Origin of the sequence: Haloarcula regularis, assembly GCF_029338315.1 — an archaeon.
In the GTDB taxonomy this organism is placed as follows: Archaea; Halobacteriota; Halobacteria; order Halobacteriales; family Haloarculaceae; genus Haloarcula; species Haloarcula regularis.
The window spans coordinates 1,573,977-1,598,583 of sequence record NZ_CP119794.1; the positions used below are offsets into that span (position 1 = coordinate 1,573,977).

A 24,607-nucleotide genomic window follows, 5' to 3' on the forward strand; every position below is an offset into this window, starting at 1 on the left:
GCCGTTCGAAGTGATTTCGTTTTGTTTGAGATCGGCGAAAAATCACTCGCCGTTCGTGGCCGACTGCAACTCGCCCAGTATCTCCGGGTTGCGGAGCGCGCTGGTGTCGCCCAGGTCGTCGCCGTTGGCGACGGCCGTCAGGAGGCGTCGCATCACCTTGCCCGAACGGGTCTTGGGAAGGTCCGGCGTGAAGACGATCTCCTCCGGGGTCGCGACGCCGCCGATGGCGTCGGCGACGGCTGTCTCGATACGGTCGTGCAGGGCCCCTTCGTCCTGGCCGCGCTCGGGCGAGACGTAGGCGTAGATGGCCGTCCCGGTGGTCGCGTGGTCGGCGCCGACGACGGCCGCCTCCGCGACGCCCGCGACGCCGGCGATGGTCGACTCCAGTTCCATCGTGCTGAAGCGCCGGCCGGCGACGTTGATGGCGTCGTCGACGCGCCCGAGGAAAGTCACGTAGCCGTCCTCGTCCATCGTCGCGCCGTCCTCGGGGTAGTAGCGCCACTCGTCGGCGCGGGTCGGGGACTCGCCCCACGCCTCGCCGGAAAGCAGCGACGTGGGCATCCCCGGCCAGGGGCGCGTGACGACGAGTTCCCCCGCCTCGTTCCGGTCGACCGCTTCGCCGGCGGGGTCGACGACGGCCGTCTCGATGCCCGGCAGGGCGCGCCCGGCCGACCCGGGCTTCATCTGGTCGACGCCGGGCAGCGTCGAGACCAGGATGGCCCCCGTCTCGGTCTGCCACCAGGTGTCGACCACCGGGCACTCCCCGCCACCGATGTGCTCGCGGTACCACCGCCAGGCCCGCTCGTCGATGGGTTCGCCGACGGTACCCAGCAGGCGCAGACTCGAGAGATCGTGTTTCGCGGGGTACTCGGCACCCCACTTCATGAACGCCCGCACAGCGGTCGGCGCCGTGTAGAACACGTCGACGGCGTACCGTTCGACGAGCTCCCACAGGCGGTCTTTCTCGGGGTGGTCCGGCGTGCCGTTGTACAGCACCGTCGTCGTTCCGAGCGCGAGCGGCCCGTAGACGATGTAGGAGTGGCCGGTGATCCAGCCGATGTCGGCCGAACACCAGTAGGTGTCCTCGGGCTTGATGTCGAGCACCGACTGGCTCGTCCAGGCGACGTGGGCGAGGTAGCCCCCGGTCGTGTGGTCGACGGCCTTCGGTTCGCCGGTCGTCCCGGAGGTGTAGATACGAAAGAGCGGGTCGTCGGCGGCCCGCGGGACCGGGTCGACCTCGGCGCCGCGGTGGGCCGCCAGCAGGTCGTGGTAGTCGTAGTCGTCCGGGCCGAGGTGGACCTCGCCGCCCAGGTGGTCGAGCACGACCATCGAGACGTCCTGGTCGACGGCGATGCGGGCGTTGTCGGCCTTGTTCTTCTGTGCGACGGCGCTGCCCCGTCGGTAGTACCCGTCGCAGGTGACGAGATGGGCAGAGCCGGTACGTTCGATTCGCTCGGCCAGCGCGTCGGCCGAAAAGCCCGCGAAGACGACGTTGTGCGGAACCCCGAGTCGCGCACAGGCGAGCATCACGACGGGGAGTTCCGGCACCATCGGGAGGTAGACGGTGACGACGTCGTCGGGCCCGACCCCCTGGTCGCGCAGCGCCGCGGCGACGGCGTTGACCTCGCGGTAGAGTTCGAGGTACGTGTACGTGCGCGACTCGCCGACGTGACCCTCCCAGACCAGCGCCAGCTGGTTCTTGCGCTCGGGGAGGTGCCGGTCGATGCAGTTGTACGCGGCGTTGAGCCGGCCGCCGGGGAACCACTCGAAGGGCGGTGTCTCACCGCCCCGGAACACCTCGTCGTAGGGTCTCCCAGTCTAAGAGGGCGCCGGCCCGGTCCCAGCAGTCGGGCCACTCGGCGTCGAAGGCGTCGTAGACGTCGGCGTCACAGACGTTGGCCTGCTCGACGAACCACTCGGGCGGGTCGATGGCCGACCGTTCCGAGAGAGAGACGTCGCGACCGGTGCCGTCGCCGGGTGTCATCGTTTACTCCTGTGGACGAGTTGCCAAAAGGATTCCTGCTAATCTCTTTTGACCGCGCGGAACATGCCGTACTCACGCACGGCGTGACTGTCGGACCACCGAAAGGCCGGCCGCCCACGTGTTCCCCCGGCCTCATTCACTCGAGGAGCGTGAACTGTCAGCGATCCTTGGAAGTCGGCGCCGGCGGTCGCCCGAGGTATTTCGGAAGACTGTGGCGCAGTCGCCCCACACAGGGGAGCCCGCAATTGTAGAACTGATAATTTCAACACAAGTTTTATCTCTTGTTGTTTTCGAGTGTTCATCAGTAGCATATCGACCGTGGACAACCGGGTGTGGGCACCTGATACAAAGATTGTAAACAAATGACTACTACGACACAGCGGACACGGCTTGGGGCAGTGGTGATGGCGCTCGTGCTGATGACAGCGGTCTTTGCAGCGACCGTAACCTTCTCTGCGAGCGTCAGCGCGGCCGTCAACACAGGTACATTGGAAGTGACCGACGACCCCGTCCAACCGGATGGAAGCATCGAGGTCACGGGGGATCTGGATTCGGATAGTGCCGTTACGTTTCTGATTCAGGATCCCGACGACAACGACTTCGCGACGGTCACGAGGACGGGCCTGAGTGGGACCTTTACAGAAACTATCGACCTGTCCAATCTGGACTTCGGTGGTGACGGCCTGGACGATGGTCAGGCAACGATTTCGGCCGACGCGGGGTCCGGATTCAAGTCGTCGGAGGCAGCAACGACCTTCGAGGTCGACAACGAGTACCCGACAGTGGATATCACGTCCCCGAACGGTGGCGACGACCTGGAAGACACTCCGACGATAAAGGGGACCGCGTCCGACGACGCTGGATTAGACTCGGTCAAGATATCGATCGAGCGGAGCGACGGGCAGTACTACACCGGTTCGGGGTGGGACGGCACGGAGACGTTCCTGGGCGTGTCCGGGACAACGGATTGGAGTTACGATACGGCGAACATCGACGACGGGTCGTATACGGTGACCGTCAAAGCGACTGACCAGGCCGAACACACCAGGTCGGTGTCTGATGGCCCACCGGTACCGGACGACACCGAAGACGCGGACACGCTGCAGGTGGAGTACACCGTCGACACGACCGCGCCGACCCTGACCGACGGTGACGTGACGGTGACCGAGAAGGGGGCCGACGACACGGTATCGGCCGGTGATACGGTCAAGGTTTCAGCAGCGACGGTCACCGATTCGCCAGCCGGCGTGGAATCCGTCGAGGTGGACGCCTCCGCGCTCGGTGGACCGGAGACGCTCAGCCTCTCGAAACAGGACGGCGACACGTACTACAATACGTTCACCGTCCAGAACCCGCCCGCAAGCGACGGGTCGGTGTCGCTGGAAGTCGAGGCGACCGACGAGTTCGGAAACACGGCGTCGGACAGTGATAGCGTGACGCTGGAGAAGGAGATCGACTCCGTCGAGACGCTAGAGATTGATCACGACTTCGTCGGTATCGTCGAGGACACGGATGAAGTCAGCGTGATTGCGAGGGGCGTCGAAGACGCAGATGGTAACCCTATCGCTAGTGACGGGAACCCCGAGTACGCCACGCTGGAGATCGCTGGGTACTCGAAAGAGGTCAAAGTCGACGAGGGCGAGATCGACGCAACCATCGACCCCACGAAGATTCCCGACGACACGGCGACCGGGGAAGCGACGGTCTCGATCGTCGAAGCCAACTCGCAACCGTCGACCGACGTCGAACTCGTCCACGAGGCCCAGGGATTAGACGAGGGGTACCAGCTCGTCGGGACGCCGATGGATGCCGAAAAGGTCCGGTTCGAGGGCGTCACCGACGCCATCACAAGCAAAACCACGTACGACCCGACCGGTGACTCGGAGAGCACGAAGTGGGTCACGCCTGACGAGAAGCAGGCCGGATCGGGATACTACGTCTACGGTGAGTCCTCGGACGCTCGCATGGGCTACGTCTTCGAGGAAAACGGCGAACTGCGCTCGGAGAAACTCCACGAGGGGTACAATCTCGTCGGCGCGACGCCGGACCTGAACGAGAAGGACGCAGCGGACCTGAACGACAAAGACGAAACGAAAATCGGGACTGACCTCGGAAGCGGTATTTCGGTCGGCACCAGCGACAGCGACGTCCAGGTCTACGTCCGCGACGAGAACGTCGAACTGACAGACAGATCTAAAGGGGATACGTCCGCGTTCACCAAGGTGACTGATGGCACAGAGACAGTCGATGGGTTCGAAGCCTACTTCGTCTACGTCGGCTCCGGCGAGGAGATCCGGACGGTCGACGACGAGGGCTACGACGCCAGCGAAGGGAGCTGATCGGCTCGACTGTTCGACTCGACAGGAGCCCAGTCGTCTGTCACAGAGAACAGCCGGGACGCCCCGGCCCCTGTGGGGATAACTTGCTATCTTGCCATGCAAACTCGAAGTAGGTTGGGTACGAGCACGATGTCGTTGACTCGAGCGAGGAACGAAACAGGAGGGAGCGGGGGGCTCTACAGAGAGCGATGAGCCGGGACGCCACATTCAGCGTCGGACTCGTCGTCCTCGTACTCGTGGTCGGCGCCACCGGGGCGGGCATCGGCCAGTCACTCGCCCAGACAGCCCCACCCAACTCCTACTACGGGGCTGCCGAGTCCAGTACCGGGACCGAAGCACCCGCTGGAACGACCATCGTCGCTGTCGCGAACGGCGAGGTGCAAGACTCGATCACGGTCGAGCAGGCGGGCCAATACGGGAGTTCCGAGCCCACCGGGGACAAGCTCCGCGTGAGCAGCGACATCGATTCGGCGGTCACCTTCCACGTCGGCGACGCTGACGGGGCGCAAGCGACGGAGTCGGACCCGAACCCGGAGGGTGAGGTCGAGCAATTGGATCTCACGTTCCCCGCCGGGACGTTCGGCGGTCCCACATCGACCCCGGCGCCGGCGAAGACGGCGACACCAACGGAGACCGAGACGGAAACAGCGACGCCGACAGAAACCGAGACAGACACTCCAACAGAAACCGAGACCGACGCCCCGACAGAAACCGAGACCGACGCCCCGACAGATGCCGAGACCGACACTCCGACCTCGACGGACACGCCGTCCTCGGAGTCCGAGGCGGAGACTCGGACCGAGGCGGCCGGCGGGACGGCAACTCCGGCGACGGGGACGACCGTCAGGCCGACGCAATCGGGCGGGCAGTCCGTCGGGACGAGCGAGAACGGGACGGTCGTAGTACGCACCGCCTCGCTCAATCGGACGAGCGCGAGTGTCGGCGGGACGGTCGCCGTCGTCGCGACGGTCGCGAATACCGGAAACGGCAGTCAGTCCGTCACCCTCCCGCTGTTCGCGAACGGCGCGTCGGTCCAGACCCGGACGACGACGGTCGGCGAGAACGAGACTCGACAGGTCGAGTTCCAGTATCGAGTGAACCAGACCGGAAACGTGACGCTGCGCGTCGGGCCCACGACGGCGGGCACCGTCACCGTGGGACAGAGCGGCGGCCTCGTTCCCTGGGGCCTCCTGCGTGCGATCGGGCTGTACGTCGGCCTGCCGATCGCCGTCATCTATGCCATCCTGAAGGCGCTCGCGATCTACTACGGCTACTGAGTTCGGGCGACCGGGTCGGGAGAACCCCTCGAACGCCACGCACGGACGACGGCATCCACCCGGTCGACGGCACCTTTTTCGTCCGTCCGTCCGTCTCAAGAGACATGCGCGACGAACTCCCGGCGGAACTCCACCCGGAGGACCTGCCCGACGACCCGGACGTACTGAAGCAACTGGTCTGTGACCTCTACATGACGGCGATGGCCTCCGGAGAACTCATCGAGGCCATGGAGGGCGGCCCTGCGGCAGACGAGACGGATCTCGGGTGGCTCTCCGAATATCTCGAAGCCGGCGGTCCGGCCGGACACGAACCACAGGAGTAGCCTGCGGGAACCGTTCCGGGTCGAATCCGTGGCATTCGCCTCCTGTCGCTTGAGGGAAGATCACACCCGAGTAGCGACGGGAGCCCCGCGCCCATCGTGATATGAGAGCGGTTCGATACGTCGCGACCGGCCGTGACGTGCGGTCACTGTCGCCGGCGCGCCAGGAATATCGAGCCAGCGACGGCCAGAACGGTCATCAGAGTCGTGAACCCAGGGCCGGAGCCGCCAGTCGAGGGTTCCGGCGACGGCGACGACGGGTCGAGGACGCCGTCCGCTGACGTTGTCGCCTCCGTCTGCGTACTCGAAGACGTGGTGGTCGGTTGTGTGCTCGACTGTTGCTCGGTGACAGTATCAGTCGTTGCCGTCTCCGTGTCGGTAGTTCGGTTGGTCCCGGTCTGGACTGCCGTCTCGGTCTCCGTTGCCGTCGACGTCTCCGTCGCCGTTTCCGTCGGCGTCGACGTCGCAGTCGCGCCACCGGCCGGCCCACCACCACCTCCGGTTCCGCCGCCGGTCCCGCCCGAGGACTCGGTCGCCGTCGACGCTTCCTCGACGGTCAGGTCGACAGTGTCACTGACGCCGAGCACCTCGTCGCGCTGTCGCACGGTTTCGTCGCCGCGGACGACAGCGTAGACGTTGTACGTTCCTGTGTCGAGACTGTCAGTGTCGACCGTCGCGGTGTACGTGTCGCCACTCTCCTTGGTCATCGTCTCTTCGACCTCGACGTCGTCGTTCCCGACGATGACTTCGACCCGATCGAGGGTCGAGTGCTTGTCGACAGCGAGTTCCGAGACCGTCGCCTCGAGCGTCACCGTCTCGCCGGCAGTGACTGTCTCCGGTTCTGTGACCGACATGTCGTAGCCGGCGATGACGATCGGATGGACGGCGACCGTGTTGCCACCGTCCTGGATCGAGGCCGCGTACGTGCCAGCCTCACCGGACCCGAAATACGAGAACGTGTGCGAGCCGTTCCCGGTCTTGCGCTCGTTGACGATAATCTGGTTGTCCGGCCCGCGGAGGTTGAGGTCGTAGGCGGCGCCGGAGGGGACCGTCGTCGACACGGTAACCGACCCGTCTGTTCGGATGCGACTGACCGAGTCGATGGTGTAGGTCTGGCCTTCGAACGTCACCGTCTGTGTCGGCGTCTCGATGGCGGAGGAGTCCGAAATCGAATAGCCCGGAACACCGAGTGCGACTGACGCGAAAAGCACTGCTCCGAGGGCGAGAAAGAGAAACAGGCCGCGACGGGGGAGACCAGTCATACGAGGATACTCACGAGAGGGCCACTCATAACTTGGGATTTTACTGCTGTTTGCTCATCACTGACGTCGCCGTCCCAACGTGCTCTTTCGCCCACCTGGCCAGCAACCGCACGCCGGGATATCCATCGACCAGCCACAGGAGCGTCGCGAGGGCAAACAGGCCGAGTTCCGCGTAGATCCGCGGCGTGAGATCCAGTGTGGCAAAGTGGGCGAGGATGCTCGGCGACTCCGAATAGTCCGGAAGTGCTGTCACCGGCCACAGCAGATAGCCCAGATCCTTAAAGTTCGCCTGGAGCGCGGCATGGACGCCGTCCGCGGCCAGGTGGGAGAGATAGCCGACGGCGAACCCACCCCAGGCGAGCCGACCGGTCGGGCTATCCTGGGCCCACCAGAGCACGCCCAAGACAGGGGCGGCAACGAGCAGGGAGTGGGCACCGCCGCGTCCCGAGGCGAGCAGGCCCAGTTCCCACGCGAGCGGTTTGTCGATTATGTCCGGAAACTGCGTTCCGACGGCGAGCGCGAGTGTCGCGATCGCGATGGGCGGCTGGCGATACCGCACCCGCGACAGACACGAATAGAGCAGATACCCGACCGCCGCGTGTCCCCATGGCCACATTAGTTACGTTACCGAAAGAAGCGACCATGAGCCTTCTGCTTGAGGCGACAACTACAAACCGCTACATTTCGAGGCATCGGTAATGCCAACGCGGCGGCGACAACAGTTCGTGGTGGGGAACCTGGCGTGGTGGCTAGGGCACTGCTGGTCCTGTCGGTGCTGGGATCGCTCTCGCTGGAGCTGTTCTTCGTGGTCTCGCTCATCGGCTTTCTCGTCGTCGTCGAACTGACCGCACCGTTCACGGTGACGCCGGCGTGGCGACGCCGACTCGTCTGGCTCGTCGGCATCGGACTCGCGGTGTTTGGATACATCGTCGTCCGCCGGATTCTCGAGATACTGCCACCGGGGGTTATCTGATGGGGGTGCTGGGGTACTCGTATCCACGGCTGGTGCTCGTCGCGCTCCTGGGGACACTGGTGGTGACGCTGGCCGTCGCTGCCGGGACCTCGGCAGCGTCGTTGGGCGCATACAACTCGGCGTGGGACGGCACGTCAGAGATCCGCACTACCGCAGCGTCGGCCGATACTGCGACCGTCCTCGCACAGAACGTCTCTGCATACGAGCAGGCCACGCCCAACCGGACGGTCGCGTTCGTGCTGTCACCCACGGAATCGTACGGTGACAACGAGACAGCACCCATCGCGTCGTTCGTCCAGGCCGGCGGGACGCTGGTCGTCGCCGAGGACTACGGCCCACACAGCAATCCACTGCTCGGGGACGTCGGCGCGACGGCACGCGTCGACGGGACGCCGTTGCGAGACGAACAGCGCGCCGGGCCGAGTCCGGCCTTCCCGAAGGCCACGCCCGGGCGGAACCACTCCTATACGACCGACGTCGACAGCCTCATGCTGAACCACGGAAGCGTCGTGCGCCCGGGTGATGCGACGGTGCTGGTGAATTCGTCGTCGTTCAGTTATCTCGATACGAACGGAGACGAGACCCTCGACGACACGGAGACGCTCACATCGCGGCCGATCGTGACCGTCGAGCAAGTGGGCCAGGGGACGGTCGTCGTCATCAGCGACCCCAGCATCTTCCTCAATGCCATGCTCGAACGGAGCGACAACGCGGCCTTCCTCCAGGCACTCGTCGGCCCGCCCGAGACGGTCCTGCTGGACGTCTCCCATACCGCTGCACTGCCGCCACTCGTCGCGGTTCGGTTGTGGCTGCAGGACGTGTCCGTCCCGACGTTCGCCATCGGGACACTCTCCGTGCTGGCGGTGGTCGTGCTCCTGTCGGGCCGTGCGACGTTGCGGCCGCTCGAACGCTGGCGAGCAGAGTCAGTCGAGCCTCCGGGGCTCTCGAGTGACGAGATCGCGAACAGCATCCGGAAGCAACACCCCGACTGGGACGAAGAGCGTGTCGGGCGCGTGACAGACAGTTTGATACAACACCGTCAGCAAGGTCAGGGCGATGACTGAGCCCGCGACGCTGGCAGACGATATCGCCGCCGAGGTGTCGACTGTCCTGGTCGGCATGGATGACCTTGTCGAACAGCTCACCGTTTCGCTTCTCACGCGGGGCCACGTGCTCCTCGAAGGGGTGCCGGGCGTGGCAAAGACTACACTGGCGAATACGTTCGCACGGGCGAGCGGGCTCAGCTACAAGCGAGTGCAGATGACGCCCGACATCCTCCCGGCCGACATCACGGGAACGAGCGTCTATCGCGAGCAGACCGGGGAGTTCGAACTGCGCAAAGGTCCGGTGTTCGCGAACGTCGTCGTGGCCGACGAGATCAATCGGGCGACGCCCAAGACCCAGTCAGCACTGCTGGAAGCGATGGCCGAAGCACACGTCTCCATCGACGGGGAGACACTCGAACTCCCGGACCCGTTCCTCGTGATCGCCACGCAAAACCCGATCGAGATGGAAGGGACGTTCGAGCTGCCCGAGGCCCAGCGCGACCGCTTCCAGCAGAAACTGACCGTCTCGCTCCCGGACGTAGAGATGGAGCGGGAGCTACTCGCGCGGTTCAACGGCTCGCCGACGATGGGAGCCGGAGACATCGACGCCGTCGTCTCGCCTGCAGACGTCCGTGCAGCGCGCGACGCGGTTGCCGACGTCCGCGTCGAAGACGTCGTTCGCGACTACATCCTCGAACTGGTCGGTGCCTCGCGTGACCATCCCGACGTCGCCCACGGCGCGTCGCCTCGCGGGTCGCTGGCCCTGCTCCAGACGGCGAAGGCCCGGGCGGCGATTCGCGGCCGTGACTACGTCATCAGCGACGACGTGAAGTCGATGGTCGAGCCAGTACTTCGCCATCGGTTCGTGCTGACGACCGACGCCGAGTTGAGTGACGTCACGCCCAGCGAGGTCATCGACGACATCAGCTCGTCGGTCACGCCACCCGAAGGCAGGGTGACCGAGACCGACCCTGCCGACGAGATGGCCGAAGCACCGGAGTGACTGCACAACCCAGCCGGATTCGACAGGGAGATCGTCTGTCATCCCACGTATTAATATTCAGGAGCCCGGGTGTGTAGTCATGTCAGAGATTCCCACATCGCTGCGTCTGCTGTTCGAAGCGTCACTGGAACGGGACGGCGACCGGTACGTGATTCCGATCCCACCCGCACTCGTCGAGAACGGGTCGCTGTCGACCCGGGAGCACTACCGCGTTGCGCTGCTGGACCAGGTGGAGGCGACAGAGCAGGGTGACACTGAGTCGACTGCCGCGACGCACGAGCGCGACCAGCAGTCGCGGGAGCCGGGAGAGTTCGGCGGGCCACCAGTAAGTGAAGGCGAGACCCGCAAGGTCACCATCGACACGCTCGGTGACCAGGGCGACGGCATCGCCAAGGTCGAACGCGGGTTCATCGTCATCGTGCCGGAGACCCAGCCAGGCGACGAGGCGACGGTCGAGATTACGGACGTCCGCGAGAACGTGGCATTTGCCGAGACGATCGGTGACCCGACGGTTCGGTGAGAGAGGGGCACGCAGAGAGACCGAGTGTCGCGGTTCGATCGGCTACTCACCGGCTTCGTCTGTCTCGTCCCATCGGCAGGTGACGAGCGCCTCGACATCGCCGTCGGACTGCTCCGTGACGCTCAGCGAGATCGGCCGGTCCAGTCCTCGTGCAAGTCCGACGGCCAGAAACGACGCGATCGGGTGGTCGAACGTATCGAGCGGGCCATAGACGGACCCGCCGATGGCGACGGTCAACCGCCCCTCGTCGGGGTCGCTCTCCGCCGACGCCGATCGCGCGAGTTCGAACTGCTCGACGAGGGCCTCGGTCAACTGGTCGCCGAGCTCGCCGGGTGCAGCGCTCACCGGACCGGTCAGTGCCTCTTCGAAGGCACGAAACAGCCGCGTTCCGCTCGGGTCGAGTGCGAGTCCACGTCGCTCTCCGTCGTCGGGCACGACGATCGTCTGCGTGAGCGCCTCGTCGTCGGGTACCGCAGCGCTCTCGTGCTGGGGGACGAACAGTCGGACGCTGCTGTCCCCGGTCTCGAGTGGCACGTAGCGACGCTCGTCGGACAATCCGAGTTCGCCGACCAGCGCCGCTTCGTTGCCAGCGAGCGTCGCGTAGACGTCACGGCCGACGTCCGCCGAGACGAATTGCTCCGGCGTGAGAAAGTACGTCAGGACGCCGCCGAACAGCCCGATACCGCCGAGGGCGAACAGAATCGTGCTTGCACGTGGGACGAGGAGGGCGCCAGCGACAGCGCCGAGGCCGACGACTGCGAGGCCGAGCGCCGTCTGGCGATACGTCGTCCGTTTCGCCTGTGTGTACGACTCGCGGAGTTGTCGATTCTCCTCTGCGAGGAGTTCGAGCTGCGTCGCCAGCTCGTCGCGGGTCGGTGAAGCGCCCTCGTTGCCCCCCTCGTCAGCCGCAACCTGTCTATTCGTACTCATTACGCGACACCAGTCAGGTTCGTGTGCGTGTCTGCTGACCGTAGCCGGATTACTGTGTCGCTTTCTGTCGTTTCCATCTCGGAGAGAGTCCGGAAACGGATATCGTGTTTGTCGTAGGCGCACGCGTGCGTAGACGGAGGCGAGCATGGATCCGGATCGGACACCACGCCGTTCAAGCACGAACGTGGCTGCAACCGGTACGGCTACTTCGGCGTCAGCAACCCGTCGATTCCACCGTGATCCAGCTCGCGTTTCAACACCCGGAGGGGTGCGGCTCGGTCGCCTCCAAGCGACGCAGCCGTGGTTCAACTGTTAGTAGGCGGAGTCCCCTTCCTCAAGGAGCGATCGAAGGGAGCGAGTAGGGAGGGGAGGAGCGCGTTCGTATTGGCTACAAACGCCAACCCATGGGTAGTGTTTGGTTTGGAGCATTGTGCCAGCGAGCGAAGGTCTACAACCATGTTTCGGCGGTTTCCGGTTCGGCGTGGCTGAAGCAGTTCGAAAACGACGAGAGTCGGCGACGAAGTTCTCGAAACATTCGTTCGACGGCATTCCGATTTCCGTGACGACACATCTGAAATCGAAGTCCAGCTCGGGAAAGTGCAGTTTGGAGGTTTGAGCGCCATCGACGAGAAAGACGGCAGTTTCGACATCGTGTTTTTCCCGGAGTTCGCGCAGGAAAATGTCTGTGAGGGCGGTCGTAGTCGTCGAAAAGAGCTGAACGTGAAGCAGCTCGTTCGTTGCTGGATCGGCGGCGTACAGCCAGAATTGCTGGTCGTTGATTCGAATCACCGTTTCGTCGAGCACGATCTGATTCGGTGATTTGCCGGATTCGGGCTGTAGATCGGCTTTCTGCACCCAATCGTGGACGGCTTTTCGACTACGTTGGACACCCATCGCTTCGAGTAATTCGACGGTATTCGACAGCGAGAGTCCCGCAACGTGCGATTGAATACCCAGCGCCATCGCTGACTCGGGTGTCCGCTCGCGCTCCACAAAACCCAAATCAATCCAGTCTCTACATCCGCTGAGGCGGCTGATTTTTGACATAGGCACCACAAAATCCGTCCGCCTCACTTTTCACCCTTAACTAAACACCGCCAACTAAACGGGTATGTCCCACTACGAGGCTTCCTTCGAGATAGACTCGAAGACAGATTCGTACGCCGCTCGGCGCATGCTGGAGCAGGTGTACGATACGATTCGAGAAGAATCACAGAGCATCCAAGAAGGGGCGGACGACGCCGACGACCTCCTGGAAGAGTTCCGTACGCTTCGAGACGCAGCGAAGCGGCCCACGCCGGGGCGGCTGACCATCATCTACGAACAATACGACGACGACTTCGCGGACTGAGGTAGCGGACTTTCCCTTGGGAATCGGTCCGGTTACGTCTGTGAACCGGCGTGTGCGCGTGTCTCGCTGTCGGGACAAGGAGAGCCCCTCTCGTCCGCTGGTTCCACCAAGTGTTCACTGTCTGCGTTCGACCCTGCTCTGGACTCACTCCGATTGGTCTCTCCTGGTTTCAGCTGGCTCAGTATCCCGGATGCGAACTGAGCCACCCTCTCCTCGCTTGGTGAGTTCCCGCTGCGGGAAGGGAATCTTGATGCCTTCTCGGTTGAACGCAGATTTGACGCTTTGGATGACCGCTTGAACCGCGAGCCACTTTCGCTGTGGTGTTGGGTTTTCTATCCAGAACCGGAGGTCGAGCACGACTGCTGAATCGTCGAATCGGATCGGAAAGACCTGAGGGGCAGGTTGGGTCATAATCTCGTCGAGATCCGCAATCGCCTCCAGCGCGATAGCCCCCGCATGTGCCGGGTCCACGTCGTAATCGATCCCGATTTCGACACGCTGTCGTAGTTTTCCGTCCACACTTCGATTGATGATCGTTCGATTTCCGACGGCCTCATTCGGGAGGACGACGTGCTCACCGTCGAGATTACGGAGCCGGACATGATTGACCGTGATTTCGGTTATAAAGCCTTCGTGCTCCCCGATTCTGACCCAGTGGCCGACGTCGAACGGCCGTGAGAGCATCAGGACGAACCCCGCGAGAATCGACGCGAGCGTGCTTTGGAACGCCAAGCCGAGAATAATCCCGAGGACGCCAGCACCCAACAGGAGGTTGCTCAGTTGAAACCCCCAGAGTGAGAACGTTCCAAATACCGCGAGGGTGTAGAGTACGATCTGGCTGACGTAGAAGCTGACACGACGCTGGTGCGCCGTCGTCACTCGATTTGTAGAGCGGACGCCGCCCAGAAGCAATCCTTTGAGAAGTCGTGTGGCAGTGTACGCGGCGATGAAGAGCACGACTGAGAGCAGTACGCGAACACCAGTATCGACACCGAACTGGACGAAGCCCGCGATCTCCAGCGCGTCAGTCGTTGCATTCCACTTGTTCAACAGGACGAAAGCGACGACGGTAGCCAGTACGAGAAGCAGTCCTGCTCGCACGATTTCGGCCCTCTCGGTTCGAACGTAGGACTGAAGATACGTTCCGAGATACCAAATCACTCCTCCGATGACAACTGCTCCGGCGATGATCGTCAGAGTCTCGTCGAACGAAGGGCTGGACTGGAGCAGGACTTGAAGAGGTAGAATATAACACGGAGTTCCTCGCATGAGACGTTCAGAGACGGGCTACTTTGATAAAGAACGGGTGATGTCGTGTTTCGCAGGTGACTGTTAGGAATCTAACTCCGTTGAAGCCCTCAGCGAAGTACAGATTCCACGGGGAATTCACCCGTTTCAGGCCCTGCTACTCGATGAAGACAGGTGACCTGTCGCGCAGTACTGGTAAGGCGTTATTCGGTAACGCCACCCAGACTCGTCATAGGAGTGGCACCGGCGACGATCGCGCCGGTAGCCAGCACTGCCGCTGAAAGGGCAACGAAATCGCCACTTGGTGCGTACCCAGCCAGCCCCGCTCCGACCTGCACAATGAACACGGTCACAAAGAAGCTGGCAATTGCGAATATCAGTAGGACAATCGACGCAATGATACTACTAACTAACGCCCCGAACGAATCGAGCAGATCCATCAGTTGAGAACCTCCCTAAGGTGGAGTGTCCGCACGCCGATATGGCTTGGGTTCTTGAAAAGTAGGCTCTCAGTACCGAGACTCCTCCGCCCACCGACCAAACGACCGCTCACTAGAAACGGTGTCGAACCGCAGGGGTTCCACGGCCTTCACCATCTCTGAGTCAACGGGCGGGTGCTCGCGAGTGACTGTGGATTACAGAGATGCCGTTCAGATTCTCGAGAGCTGTCGTATGCGATAACTGACGAAGACCGACAACGCGGGTACTTGAGGCCTTGCCGACGCTCACCTCTAAAATCAGCAATTCGAATGGGAACGTTGCGTTCGGGTGACGCGGACGCATCACCTGTGCCCGCTACGCTTTCACAGCGCTACCCGACCAACAATCTGCTTCCGAAGAGCGTACAGCGAAACATCGGCCCACGCCATGAGGAGACTGCGGCTGTCCCAGCCTATGACTCGTCTGTCAGCTCTGTGAGTGCCGCGTCGAAATGCGCCTGGGTGAGGACAATATCCTCGACGGCCGTCGGTTCGCCACCGGACTGGGAGCGAACGTGTTCGCGAACGGCGGCGGTAGCCGCGCCGCGACACAGCGCGGCCACATCCGCTCCCACGAGGCCGTCCATGTCGGCGGCTAGCTGGTCCAGGTCCACGTCGTCTGCCAGCGGCCGCTTGCGGGTGTGAATCGCCAGAATCTCGCGACGAGTCGCCTCGTCGGGCACCCCGACCGCGATCTTGCGCTCGATGCGGCCCGCTCGCGTCAGCGCATCGTCGATGAGGTCTGGCCGGTTCGTGGCGGCGACCACGACCACGTCTTCGAGTTCCTCTAACCCATCGAGTTCGGTCAGCAACTGCGAGACGACACGTTCGCCGACCTGATTGTCCCCGCCACCGCTTCCGCGCTTGCTGGCGATGGCATCGATTTCGTCGAAGAATATCACGGTGGGCGCGTTCGAGCGCGCTTTCTCGAATATTTCTCGGACACCTTTCTCACTCTCACCGACGTACTTATCGAACAGCTCGGGGCCTTTCACCGAGATGAAGTTCGACTGTGCCTCGTTCGCCACTGCCTTGGCGAGCAGGGTCTTACCGGTGCCGGGCGGTCCGTGCAGCAGAATCCCCTTCGTCGACTGGAGGTCGACTTGTTTGTAGGCATCGGGGTAGGCGAGCGGCCATTCGATGGCTTCACGCAGTCGCTCTTTGGTCTCGGCGAGGCCACCGACATCGTCCCACGTCACGTCGGGCTTCTCGACGAACACCTCTCGGAGCGCGCTCGGGTCAATCTCCCGAAGCGCCGAACGGAAATCACCTTCAGTGACGTCGAGCGTCTCGAGCGTCTCGGCGCTTATCTCGTCGCCTTCGAGGTCTAAGTCCGGGCGGACGCGCCGGAGTGCGTTCATCGCCGACTCGCGGACCAGGCTTTCGAGGTCCGCGCCGACGAAGCCGTGCGTGTTATCGGCGTACGTATCGAGATCGACGTCTTCGGCGATGGGCATCTCGCGGGTGTGAATCTGGAGCACTTCCTTCCGGCCCTGTGTGTCGGGCGCGCCGATCTCGATTTCGCGGTCGAATCGCCCGCCGCGCCGGAGGGCGTTGTCGATGGAGTCGACGCGGTTCGTCGTCCCGATGACCGTCACCTGGCCGCGCTCCTCGAGGCCGTCCATCAGCGAGAGCAGTTGGGCGACGACCCGGCGCTCGACCTCGCCCTGGGTGTCGTCGCGCTTCGGAGCGATGGAGTCGATCTCGTCGATGAAGATAATCGCGGGCTCGTTCTCGGCGGCCTCGTCGAACACCTCACGGAGTCGCTCCTCGCTCTCGCCGTGGTATTTCGACATTATCTCCGGCCCGCTGATAGTCGAGAAGTTGGCGTCTATCTCGTTGGCGACCGCCTTCGCTATCAGCGTCTTCCCAGTCCCCGGAGGGCCGTGAAGCAAGACGCCCTGGGGCGGTTCGATACCGAGCGCCTGGAACAGTTCGGGGTGTGTCATCGGCAACTCGATCATCTCCCGCACCTGGTCGAGCTCGTCGTCCAGCCCACCGACGTCTTCGTACGTGACGCCCGGTAGCTCGGCAGCCGAACTCTCGACGTCGCCCGCCGCGTCGACGGCCTCGGTAGATCGGTCGACGACCTCGACGTCGGTCGACCCCGTGACGACGACTGTTCCCTCGGGGTCGGTACCGACGACGCGTATCGGAATCCGGCGGTTCGAGCGCCCCATCGCCGCGCCGAGTCCGAGCGAGAGCGGGATGGTCTGGCCCGCCTGCACAGCCCGGTTGGCGAGCTTCTCGCGGAGATACGAGGAGAGATTCCCTCGAATCTGGAGACCCTCGGGGAGCGCAACCGACAGCGTCGCCGCTGGTTCCACGTCTGCGGCTCTGACCGAGACGAGCCGGTCGAGGCGTGCGCCGATCGCCTTCCGCGTCTGCCCGTCGATACCGAGGATCCCGCGCTGTCGCTCGCCGGTCTGTCCCGGCCGGACACGGACGACTGCAGTGCCGCCGTCGCCGTCGATGCGGACGAACTCACCGCTGTCGATGCCGAGTTCCGACATCGCCTCGCGGTCTATCGCTGCGATACCCTTGCCTGCACTCTGCCTGTCGAGCGGCTTCACAATCAATTTCATCAGTAGTCACCGTCCAGACTGCACTCGAAAGGAGTGACGCGGCTGTCCACGTCGTCGAGACAGATACAGAACTGGAACTGCACATACTACTGTTCCGTGACACAAATACCTGTGTGTCTACGTTCCTGTCAGGCGCCGAGCCACCAGCCGTACGGTTGCTCCCGGCCGTCTGGATTCGGATGCTTCTTCGACTGGCCGTAGGCCTTGCTCTTGAGGAGCTGTCGCTCGATAGCGTTGGCCGCCAGACGGAGGGCGTGTGTCGCGCCGTAGCCCTCACCGTCTGCCGTGAAGTAGCCTCGGTCGATGACGAGACGGATGCGGGCCAGCACCGTCGGAACACCCCGTGACGACTCCGTGTGTTCGTGCAGTTCGACACTCGCCGTGATCACGGTCATGTCGCCGGACTTCGAGGTGACGCTGTCGATACCCATCAAGACATCGTCTCGCGTCAGGCCCTCGAACTTATCGAGGAAATAGGACGCCTGCGTAGCGAATGGTTCGGCCGCACCCAGCGTGAACTCCAGGCGCACCTACCCTGCACCACAGGACTATCCGACTGGAGAGCCTATGGTATGAAATGGCAGATAATAAAGGCGGTCGAGACAAGCAAGCGCGAGACGCTGAGAGGCGACAGCAAGAGCGTGAGGTCGCCACTGAACTGGAGCGGGGAGACGAAACAGAGCCACCGGTCGAGGCGGCGGAACTCGGCGATTTCGAGGGGGAACTCGAAGCAATGAACTTCCCAGCGACGGGGACCGAGATCGTCGCAACACTTGGCGACCGCACGATTGAATCGGTCAAGGGGAGCTACACGGTCGGGGATCTCGTCCCGGAGACGGACGAGGAGACGTTCGACTCGCCGGCTGCCGTGCGAGTGCAAGTACAGCGGCCGACAGTTGCGGCGGCGATGAAACGAGTCGTCGAATCGAGTGAGACGCTTCGAAATACGGAGTTCAGCTGGACACAGCGCAAAGCCTACGAGATGACGTTCCAGGAACTCGAATCGATCGACGCCGACGACGACGACGAAGGAATCACAGCTATCAGCGACTGGATCGTCGACCAAATCCACGAGAAAGAGAAGCTTCCGTCGTCCCGAGCTGTGCGCAGACAAGCGGCCAAGTTCTGTCGGGCGAACGGCTATCAGGTCAGGGTCGACGAGTGGCTCGGCATCTAGAGCCACGAGCACGGGCATCCGTGGTAGCGAGCGCCGTCACATGCCAAGCGTGACCGATACGCACACCTACCGAACGGCCGTTTCAGGAGGAACGGTCCCGAGCCAACAGATTGCAACGGAACCGTAAATCGCACCCACCCACGAGCGGGCAATAGCGAACGAGCGGGGAGTCATCGTTCATACGATATCCGCATCGCAGTCGCCTGCGATTCGTGGAAACGCTGATCGCAGAAGACCAGTGCGGTATCCATCCCTACAAGTGCCCTCGCGTCCGAAATAGACTATGGTTGATCTGATTTCTCTCGGCGGACTGCTCCTCGCCTTCTTTCTCGTCATCATGAACGGGGTCTTCGTCGCTGCGGAGTTCGCGTTCGTCAAAGTCCGTCCCACGCAGGTGAACGCACTCGTCGAACGCGGGAAACCGGGGGCCGCACTCGTGCAGGACATCATCAAGAATCTGGATGGCTATCTGGCGGTCAGTCAACTCGGCATCACGCTCTCGTCACTCGGTCTCGGCTGGATCGGTGAGCCGGCCGTGGCAGCACTCATCGAACCGGCTCTCGGCCAGTTTCTTCCGTCGGGGACGATCCATCTCGTGGCGTTCGCCCTCGGATTCGGCTTCATCACGTTCCTCCACGTGGTGTTCGGCGAACTCGCGCCGAAGACGTTCGCTATTCAGGAGGCCACGCGTGTCGCGCTCCTTTTAGCCCCGCTCATGAAGTTCTTCTACTACGTGTTCGTGCCCGGCATCATCGTCTTCAACGGGACGGCCAACTACTTCACCCGCCTCGCTGGCGTCTCCCCGGCGTCCGAGAGCGAGGAAACCCACACCGAATCTGAGATTCGGATGATCCTCACCCGCTCGGAGGAGACGGGACACATCGACCTCGACGAAGTCGAGATGATCGAGAGCGTCTTCGAACTCGGGGACACGGTCGCCCGCGAGGTCATGGTTCCGCGTCCAGACGTCGAAACCGTGACTGCCTCGATGCCACTCTCGGAACTCCGGTCGGTTGCCGCAACCGGGGCGTACACGCGCTATCTCGTACTCGACGAGGACGGGAACCAACCGCTTGGATTCGTCCACGCCAAGGACATCCTGCGAGCGAGCGAAGTCGAGATGGAGCAGGACAGCACGGTCACAGCGCGTGAGCTCGCACGAGCGGTCCTCACAGTCCCGGAAACACGTCGGATCGACACGATCCTCGCCGAGTTCCAGACGCGTGGGGAAGGCCAGATGGCCGTCGTCGTCGACGAGTGGGGCGTCTTCGAGGGCATCGTGACCATCGAGGACATCCTCGAAGAGATCGTGGGCGATATCCAGGACGAATTTGACACGGGTGCTCAGGAGCCGTCGATCGAGCAGAGAAGCGACGGAACGTACGTCGTCGACGGAGGGGTCCCCATCCAGGACGTGAACGACCAGCTCGACTCTCGATTCGAGAGCGACGACGTGGAGACGATCGGTGGATTGGTCTTCAGTCGTCTCGGCAGAGTTCCGGAAGTGGGCGACCAAATCGAAGAGGACGGGTACGTCCTTCAGGTCGAGACGGTCGATGACACGCGAATCGAACGGCTCGTGATTCAGGAGGCAGAGGCGATACAGGAGACGGACGACGAGTAGCGTCCGAGTCCAGCTCGGGACAGCAACGAAACGGCCCCAAGGCGATAGGAGACCCGTGAACGAACCCGTCACGGCGAGCGTTGAATAATGGTGATGAGCTGTGACTTCGGAAGCCACTCGTCAGAGAGATAGGGAACGTCGTCCCGCATCTCGAATCTCTGGTGCTCTTCCTGTAGTTTGTCGTTCAACCGCTTTCGACGGTCGCTATCGACTGCAGTGGTCTCTATTCCGTGTTCGAGCGAATGTATCTTGTGTGCGACCTGCATGAGTCGACGACCCGGTGCGGAGTCCTTGAAGAGAACCGCATCTTCGGTTTCCCGTGAGATGTATCCGACAAACGTGGTGGCCGGATTTTCCCGCACATCGCCCGTTTTCTCGTCGGCGAGCCACGCCGGAAGCTGGATGAACACGTCATCTTCGTTCAGGAGGCCCAACAATTGCCACAGTCGATGCGTATCTTGCTCGTTGATGAGACCCCGCTCTCGTGCCGCCTCTAAAGACACACCGCGGGCATCAAGCGTCTCTGAGTGCCACCTGCGAGCGAACGAATCGTAGTCAGCGTACGTTCTACTAGCGTCAACCACTATCAAGTAGAGAGAAGAGCGAGACAAAGAAGGGTTCTGCCTCGCGGACAACAGTTACAGCGTCGCCGAGCAGAGCCATCCGACAGGATTGCAACTGGATCCACAATCGGGAGACACGTGGAGATACCAGACCTTTTCCCGCGTAGCTGCCTCTAGACAGTATGTCGTTATTTTCACTTTCGCTACCACTTCAGATAGGGTCGACGCCGTTGACGGCGGAGATGCTCGTTGTCTTTGCGCTCATTCTCCTCGCGCTCGTTCTCTTTGCGACCGAACGGTTTCCGATCGACGTCACCGCTATCCTGATCATGGTTCTGTTGATGGTGCTGGAGCCGTGGACGCAGATATCTCCACGGGAGGGAATCTCGGGCTTTGCGAACCCGGCGACGATCACCGTCCTGGCGATGCTCATCCTGAGTACCGGAATCAACCGAACCGGCATCGTCCAGCTGCTCGGCCGGAAGATGGCCGCGTTCGCGGGGGCCAACCGACACAAGCAACTCGCAGCGACGATCGGCATCACCGGCCCCGTCTCGGGACTCGTCAACAACACGCCGGTCGTCGCTATCTTGGTCCCGGTGATAAACGACCTCGCACACAACGGGAAGACCTCACCGTCGAAATTGTTGATGCCGCTGTCGTTCGCCTCGATGCTCGGCGGCACGTTGACGCTCATCGGGACGTCGACGAACATCCTCGCGAGCGATATCGCAGCCCAACTCGGAGCGGAATCTCCCGAGCTGGGTCTGCACGCGTTCGGGATGTTCGAGTTCACCAAACTCGGTCTCGTCGTGTTCGCGGTCGGTTCCCTCTATCTGATGACGGTCGGCGTTCGACTGCTCCCCGAACGGATCCCCGCTGACGAGGACCTCGTCGAGGAGTACGCCCTCCAGGAGTACCTCGCGGACGTCGTCGTGCCGGCGAACTCGTCGCTGGTCGGGCAGACGGTCGAGGAAGCGCTGGGAGACGACGACCTCGACATCGACGTGTTACAGCTGCTCCGATACGGTGAGCGCTTTTCAGAACCGCTCGCGCGCAAGGAAATTCACGAGAACGACACGCTCCGGCTCAGGACGAACCGGGAGACGCTCGAACGGATCATGGATGCAGAAGGACTCACTTTGGCAGGTGGCCCCCGGACTGAAACGGACCTACATCCGGAGGACGAAGAACCCGTCCTCGTCGAAGTCGTCATCCCGTCGGGGTCGTTCCTCGTCGGCGAGACCCTCGCGAGTTCGACCTTCCGACAGCGCTACGACGCGAACGTCCTCGCCTTCAGAACCCGCGGTGACGTTGTCCGCGACCGGTTCGAAGACATCCGTATCCGGGTCGGAGACACGCTCCTCGTGCAGGCACCGCCCGACAGTCTCACCCGCCTCGTCGAGAACGATGACTTCATCGTCGCCCACGAGTTCGACGAGGTGACCTATCGGAGCGACAAGATTCCCTTCGCGGTCGGAATCATCGCCGGCGTCGTCGCACTCCCCGCACTGAACATCCTGCCGATCGTCGTCTCTGCGTTAGCAGGGGTCGTGGCGATGGTCTTCACCGGCGTCCTGAAACCGACCGAACTCTACTCGTCCGTCGAGTGGAACGTGATCTTCCTGCTCGCCGGCGTCATTCCCCTCGGTATTGCGCTCCAGCAGACGGGGGCGGCAGCACTGCTGGGCGATGCCGTCGCTTCGACCGCGGTGTTCTTGCCAGCAATCGGTGTCCTCTGGGTGTTCTACGTCGCGACTGGTCTGTTGACGAGCGTCATCAGCAACAACGCGAGCGTCGTGTTGATGATTCCCGTCGCGGCCAGCGCGGCCCAGTCGATCGGTGCGAACGCGTTCGCGTTCGTCCTCGCCGTGACGTTCGCCGCCTCGACGGCGTTCATGACGCCGGTCGGCTACCAGACGAACCTCTTCGTCTATGGGCCCGGTGGCTACACGTTCTCGGACTTCATCCGCGTTGGTGCGCCGTTACAGGCGCTCCTGTCGGTCGTCACCGTCCTCGGAATCGCGTTCTTCTGGGGTGTCCGTGTGTGACGCGGGTGTTCTGACTCAATCCCGAAATACAGCGCGTAGAAATGTTATGATCGAGCGAATCGCTCGAAATCGAGCCCCGAGGCGTTCGCCGACCCCGTGGATCGTCCCCGCCTAGGTGTGGTTCCGTTCGCGACGGACAACGACGACCGGACCGAGAGAGTGAACGGCAACCTGTTCAGCGGCCTCCCCGAAGAAGAACGTGCGAAGCGATGGAGCGCTTTCCCCCCATGACCACGGCATCGTGATCTGCCCCAGCTGTCACGATTGACTGGATCGGCGTCTCGGAGACGACCACGTCTTCCGTGATCGCAGTAGCGTCGAGGCCTCCTTCGATCAGGTGCTCGGCCGCTTCGTCCAACATCGAGTGCCCGACGGCAGTCGCATCCTCCGAGTCCGTGACGTGGTAGAGCGTCACCTCGATGTCGCGTGTCCCGATCATCGCTGCGACGAACGTCGCGATTCGTGCGACGTCCACCTCCCCCCGGAGCGGAACGAGAACCCGCTCGATGCGCGTTGCCGGACTCGGGATGAGAATCGCGTCGCATCCGGTCTCGTCGGCCACCCGATCCAGTGTTTGTTCTTCGTCGTGGGTGAACACCAACCGTGTCTCGGCGTCACCCCCTGCTTCGCGGAACGCCGCGGCGAGATCGTCGAGCTTCGCCTGTGCCGGCTCCTCGAACTGCAGCTGCGCCTGTCCCGGCGGCGTCTGCTCGGAGAGGACGTGATAGCCGAGGACGACCACCGGAAGCGTCGAGAGGAGCCCGATCGATCGAGCTGGACGAGGTGCCGCTCGAAGCGTGTGAACGACATATGGGCCTCTAACTGGGTACAGATCTCGGCCGACGATGGCACCAGTCACGAATCCGATAAGTGGCGCAACAATCCACGCGGAGACGATCGTGACCATCAACGCCTCGTTGAGCGAGTCCGTTGCCAGACCGAGCCCGACGATTGCACCCACGGCAGTCATCGACGTCGAGACGGGAACCCCGTCGAGATTCGAGAGCAAGAGTGCCAGACCGGTGAAAAAGAGGACACCGACAGTCACCGTCGGCGAGAACTGCACCGCGGGGATGATGCCGTCACTCATGGTGTCGATGACGTTCCGACCGACCGTCCACGCACCCAGAAACGTGAAGAGCGTGAACAGGGCTGCGGCAGTGGCCTTTCTGACGAGGCGACTCCCGACAGCTGGTCCGAACGCGACACCGGTCGACGACCCACCAATGTTGAATCTGACGAAGGCAGCTACGAGCAATCCCACGACAACGAGTGTCGATACAATCTCACGTGCACCTCACCACGTGGGTCGGGCCTGAGACGTAAATTGTCCGCAGGACAGGGGTCTCACGAATCACTCGAGTCAGGACGCTCACTGAGCGGCCAGGTCGCCTCGTCCACGAAGGATTGCGTTTCTGAGGCGAGGCAGATAGTGGGTGAGATCAGTCGTCGTGAGGATGCCGACGATCTCTCCATCCTCGGTGACTGGGAGCCGCCGGATCGAGTGGTCTTTCATCAGGGTGGCAGCGGTGTGGATATCTTCCGTGCTGGCGATCGTGACAAGTGGCGTACTCAGAAACCCAGCCGCACGAACGGAGGTGATATCCGCCCCCGCTGCAACCTGCTGCATGACATCGGTTTCGGTTACGATCCCGAGGTACTCGCCCGTCTCGGGGTCGACCACGACTGCGGACCCGACACCGTGATCCGCGAACAACGTCGCAACCTCACAGGCCGTCGTCTCTGGCGGCATCGTTCGAACTGACGGTGTCATCACATCACCGACAAACTGGTCAATCATACTACCAATACCTCCTGCAGACGGTTAACCCTGTGGAGTACGCAAACTCGTGATATCGGCTAAACCATCGAACC

19 protein-coding genes and 5 pseudogenes are annotated in these 24,607 nt (G+C 62.7%); 11 read left to right on the plus strand and 13 right to left on the minus strand.

Translation table 11 applies throughout. The features are described from left to right. Positions 1 to 42: 42 nt before the first annotated feature. Positions 43 to 1,984: pseudogene (gene acs / locus P1N55_RS08585) on the minus strand (acetate--CoA ligase). Positions 1,985 to 2,346: 362 nt separating this feature from the next. On the opposite strand from acs, the gene P1N55_RS08590 reads away from it, so the two are divergent. From P1N55_RS08590 to P1N55_RS08600, 3 genes are all read left to right on the plus strand, one after another. After that, complete coding sequence (locus tag P1N55_RS08590) at positions 2,347 to 4,323, plus strand: Ig-like domain-containing protein (protein ID WP_276278496.1); 1,977 nt, start codon at positions 2,347 to 2,349, stop codon at positions 4,321 to 4,323. A gap of 188 nt (positions 4,324 to 4,511) precedes the next feature. Further along, the gene (locus P1N55_RS08595) at positions 4,512 to 5,600 is read left to right on the plus strand and encodes a hypothetical protein (protein ID WP_276278497.1); all 1,089 of its coding nucleotides are present in this window, start codon (positions 4,512 to 4,514) and stop codon (positions 5,598 to 5,600) included. 104 nt (positions 5,601 to 5,704) lie between these two features. After that, positions 5,705 to 5,923, plus strand: coding sequence for a hypothetical protein (locus tag P1N55_RS08600; protein WP_276278498.1), 219 nt, complete (start codon positions 5,705 to 5,707; stop codon positions 5,921 to 5,923). Between the two features lie 143 nt (positions 5,924 to 6,066). Here the strand turns inward: P1N55_RS08600 and P1N55_RS08605 are convergent, their stop codons facing one another. Continuing rightward, on the minus strand, positions 6,067 to 7,182 hold the full coding sequence (locus P1N55_RS08605; protein ID WP_276278499.1) for a hypothetical protein: 1,116 nt from the start codon (positions 7,180 to 7,182) through the stop codon (positions 6,067 to 6,069). Positions 7,183 to 7,222: 40 nt separating this feature from the next. Continuing rightward, entirely contained in the window at positions 7,223 to 7,798 is a 576-nt protein-coding gene (locus P1N55_RS08610; RefSeq protein WP_276278500.1) for a metal-dependent hydrolase, read from the minus strand. Between the two features lie 82 nt (positions 7,799 to 7,880). On the opposite strand from P1N55_RS08610, the pseudogene P1N55_RS08615 reads away from it, so the two are divergent. The 4 genes and pseudogenes from P1N55_RS08615 to P1N55_RS08630 all read left to right on the plus strand — a co-directional run bounded on the left by P1N55_RS08615 (position 7,881) and on the right by P1N55_RS08630 (position 10,724). Then, a pseudogene (locus P1N55_RS08615) lies at positions 7,881 to 8,155 on the plus strand (hypothetical protein). Beyond that, positions 8,155 to 9,219, plus strand: coding sequence for a DUF4350 domain-containing protein (locus P1N55_RS08620; RefSeq protein ID WP_276278502.1), 1,065 nt, complete (start codon positions 8,155 to 8,157; stop codon positions 9,217 to 9,219). Before P1N55_RS08615 ends, P1N55_RS08620 begins: the two are co-directional and overlap by 1 nt. Further along, on the plus strand, positions 9,212 to 10,204 hold the full coding sequence (locus P1N55_RS08625) for an AAA family ATPase (protein ID WP_276278503.1): 993 nt from the start codon (positions 9,212 to 9,214) through the stop codon (positions 10,202 to 10,204). The genes P1N55_RS08620 and P1N55_RS08625 overlap by 8 nt, the downstream gene beginning before the upstream one ends. Positions 10,205 to 10,283: 79 nt before the next feature. Beyond that, on the plus strand, positions 10,284 to 10,724 hold the full coding sequence (locus tag P1N55_RS08630) for a TRAM domain-containing protein (protein WP_276278504.1): 441 nt from the start codon (positions 10,284 to 10,286) through the stop codon (positions 10,722 to 10,724). A 42-nt stretch (positions 10,725 to 10,766) separates the two neighbouring features. Here P1N55_RS08630 and P1N55_RS08635 read toward each other — a convergent pair whose 3' ends face one another. Continuing rightward, entirely contained in the window at positions 10,767 to 11,654 is an 888-nt protein-coding gene (locus tag P1N55_RS08635; protein ID WP_276278505.1) for a hypothetical protein, read from the minus strand. A gap of 448 nt (positions 11,655 to 12,102) precedes the next feature. Next, positions 12,103 to 12,701: pseudogene (locus tag P1N55_RS08640) on the minus strand (IS6 family transposase). 64 nt (positions 12,702 to 12,765) lie between these two features. On the opposite strand from P1N55_RS08640, the gene P1N55_RS08645 reads away from it, so the two are divergent. After that, positions 12,766 to 13,005, plus strand: a complete 240-nt coding sequence (locus tag P1N55_RS08645) for a hypothetical protein (RefSeq protein ID WP_276278506.1) — start codon at positions 12,766 to 12,768, stop codon at positions 13,003 to 13,005. Positions 13,006 to 13,149: 144 nt separating this feature from the next. Here the strand turns inward: P1N55_RS08645 and P1N55_RS08650 are convergent, their stop codons facing one another. From P1N55_RS08650 to P1N55_RS08665, 4 genes and pseudogenes are all read right to left on the minus strand, one after another. Then, entirely contained in the window at positions 13,150 to 14,274 is a 1,125-nt protein-coding gene (locus P1N55_RS08650) for a mechanosensitive ion channel family protein (RefSeq protein WP_276278507.1), read from the minus strand. Between the two features lie 182 nt (positions 14,275 to 14,456). Then, the gene (locus P1N55_RS08655; RefSeq protein WP_276278508.1) at positions 14,457 to 14,693 is read right to left on the minus strand and encodes a hypothetical protein; all 237 of its coding nucleotides are present in this window, start codon (positions 14,691 to 14,693) and stop codon (positions 14,457 to 14,459) included. A gap of 452 nt (positions 14,694 to 15,145) precedes the next feature. Next, positions 15,146 to 17,317, minus strand: coding sequence for a CDC48 family AAA ATPase (locus P1N55_RS08660; RefSeq protein WP_276278509.1), 2,172 nt, complete (start codon positions 17,315 to 17,317; stop codon positions 15,146 to 15,148). A gap of 128 nt (positions 17,318 to 17,445) precedes the next feature. Beyond that, a pseudogene (locus P1N55_RS08665) lies at positions 17,446 to 17,787 on the minus strand (CBS domain-containing protein); the annotation flags it as partial. 107 nt (positions 17,788 to 17,894) lie between these two features. On the opposite strand from P1N55_RS08665, the gene P1N55_RS08670 reads away from it, so the two are divergent. Then, complete coding sequence (locus P1N55_RS08670) at positions 17,895 to 18,494, plus strand: DUF5789 family protein (RefSeq protein ID WP_276278511.1); 600 nt, start codon at positions 17,895 to 17,897, stop codon at positions 18,492 to 18,494. A 283-nt stretch (positions 18,495 to 18,777) separates the two neighbouring features. Then, entirely contained in the window at positions 18,778 to 20,118 is a 1,341-nt protein-coding gene (locus tag P1N55_RS08675) for a hemolysin family protein (protein ID WP_276278512.1), read from the plus strand. Between the two features lie 68 nt (positions 20,119 to 20,186). Here P1N55_RS08675 and P1N55_RS08680 read toward each other — a convergent pair whose 3' ends face one another. Next, positions 20,187 to 20,702 (minus strand): hypothetical protein, encoded by a 516-nt coding sequence (locus tag P1N55_RS08680; protein ID WP_276278513.1) that lies wholly within the window; start codon positions 20,700 to 20,702, stop codon positions 20,187 to 20,189. Positions 20,703 to 20,923: 221 nt separating this feature from the next. On the opposite strand from P1N55_RS08680, the gene P1N55_RS08685 reads away from it, so the two are divergent. Continuing rightward, positions 20,924 to 22,732 (plus strand): SLC13 family permease, encoded by a 1,809-nt coding sequence (locus tag P1N55_RS08685; protein ID WP_346430012.1) that lies wholly within the window; start codon positions 20,924 to 20,926, stop codon positions 22,730 to 22,732. Between the two features lie 175 nt (positions 22,733 to 22,907). Here the strand turns inward: P1N55_RS08685 and P1N55_RS19680 are convergent, their stop codons facing one another. From P1N55_RS19680 to P1N55_RS08695, 3 genes and pseudogenes are all read right to left on the minus strand, one after another. Then, a complete protein-coding gene (locus P1N55_RS19680) occupies positions 22,908 to 23,474 on the minus strand; it encodes a universal stress protein (RefSeq protein ID WP_346430013.1) in 567 nt (188 codons plus the stop codon). Then, positions 23,459 to 24,017, minus strand: a pseudogene (locus tag P1N55_RS19685) (anion permease); the annotation flags it as partial. The pseudogene P1N55_RS19685 and the gene P1N55_RS19680, both read right to left, overlap by 16 nt. A gap of 87 nt (positions 24,018 to 24,104) precedes the next feature. Further along, positions 24,105 to 24,533, minus strand: coding sequence for a CBS domain-containing protein (locus P1N55_RS08695; RefSeq protein WP_276278516.1), 429 nt, complete (start codon positions 24,531 to 24,533; stop codon positions 24,105 to 24,107). Positions 24,534 to 24,607 lie beyond the last annotated feature (74 nt).

Coding starts and splice junctions, on each gene's coding strand:
- P1N55_RS08590 (WP_276278496.1), top strand. CDS start 2,347: ATGACTACTACGACACAGCGGACACGGCTTGGGGCAGTGGTGATGGCG.
- P1N55_RS08595 (WP_276278497.1), top strand. CDS start 4,512: ATGAGCCGGGACGCCACATTCAGCGTCGGACTCGTCGTCCTCGTACTC.
- P1N55_RS08600 (WP_276278498.1), top strand. CDS start 5,705: ATGCGCGACGAACTCCCGGCGGAACTCCACCCGGAGGACCTGCCCGAC.
- P1N55_RS08605 (WP_276278499.1), bottom strand. CDS start 7,182: ATGACTGGTCTCCCCCGTCGCGGCCTGTTTCTCTTTCTCGCCCTCGGA.
- P1N55_RS08610 (WP_276278500.1), bottom strand. CDS start 7,798: ATGTGGCCATGGGGACACGCGGCGGTCGGGTATCTGCTCTATTCGTGT.
- P1N55_RS08620 (WP_276278502.1), top strand. CDS start 8,155: ATGGGGGTGCTGGGGTACTCGTATCCACGGCTGGTGCTCGTCGCGCTC.
- P1N55_RS08625 (WP_276278503.1), top strand. CDS start 9,212: ATGACTGAGCCCGCGACGCTGGCAGACGATATCGCCGCCGAGGTGTCG.
- P1N55_RS08630 (WP_276278504.1), top strand. CDS start 10,284: ATGTCAGAGATTCCCACATCGCTGCGTCTGCTGTTCGAAGCGTCACTG.
- P1N55_RS08635 (WP_276278505.1), bottom strand. CDS start 11,654: ATGAGTACGAATAGACAGGTTGCGGCTGACGAGGGGGGCAACGAGGGC.
- P1N55_RS08645 (WP_276278506.1), top strand. CDS start 12,766: ATGTCCCACTACGAGGCTTCCTTCGAGATAGACTCGAAGACAGATTCG.
- P1N55_RS08650 (WP_276278507.1), bottom strand. CDS start 14,274: ATGCGAGGAACTCCGTGTTATATTCTACCTCTTCAAGTCCTGCTCCAG.
- P1N55_RS08655 (WP_276278508.1), bottom strand. CDS start 14,693: ATGGATCTGCTCGATTCGTTCGGGGCGTTAGTTAGTAGTATCATTGCG.
- P1N55_RS08660 (WP_276278509.1), bottom strand. CDS start 17,317: ATGAAATTGATTGTGAAGCCGCTCGACAGGCAGAGTGCAGGCAAGGGT.
- P1N55_RS08670 (WP_276278511.1), top strand. CDS start 17,895: ATGGCAGATAATAAAGGCGGTCGAGACAAGCAAGCGCGAGACGCTGAG.
- P1N55_RS08675 (WP_276278512.1), top strand. CDS start 18,778: ATGGTTGATCTGATTTCTCTCGGCGGACTGCTCCTCGCCTTCTTTCTC.
- P1N55_RS08685 (WP_346430012.1), top strand. CDS start 20,924: ATGCTCGTTGTCTTTGCGCTCATTCTCCTCGCGCTCGTTCTCTTTGCG.
- P1N55_RS08695 (WP_276278516.1), bottom strand. CDS start 24,533: ATGATTGACCAGTTTGTCGGTGATGTGATGACACCGTCAGTTCGAACG.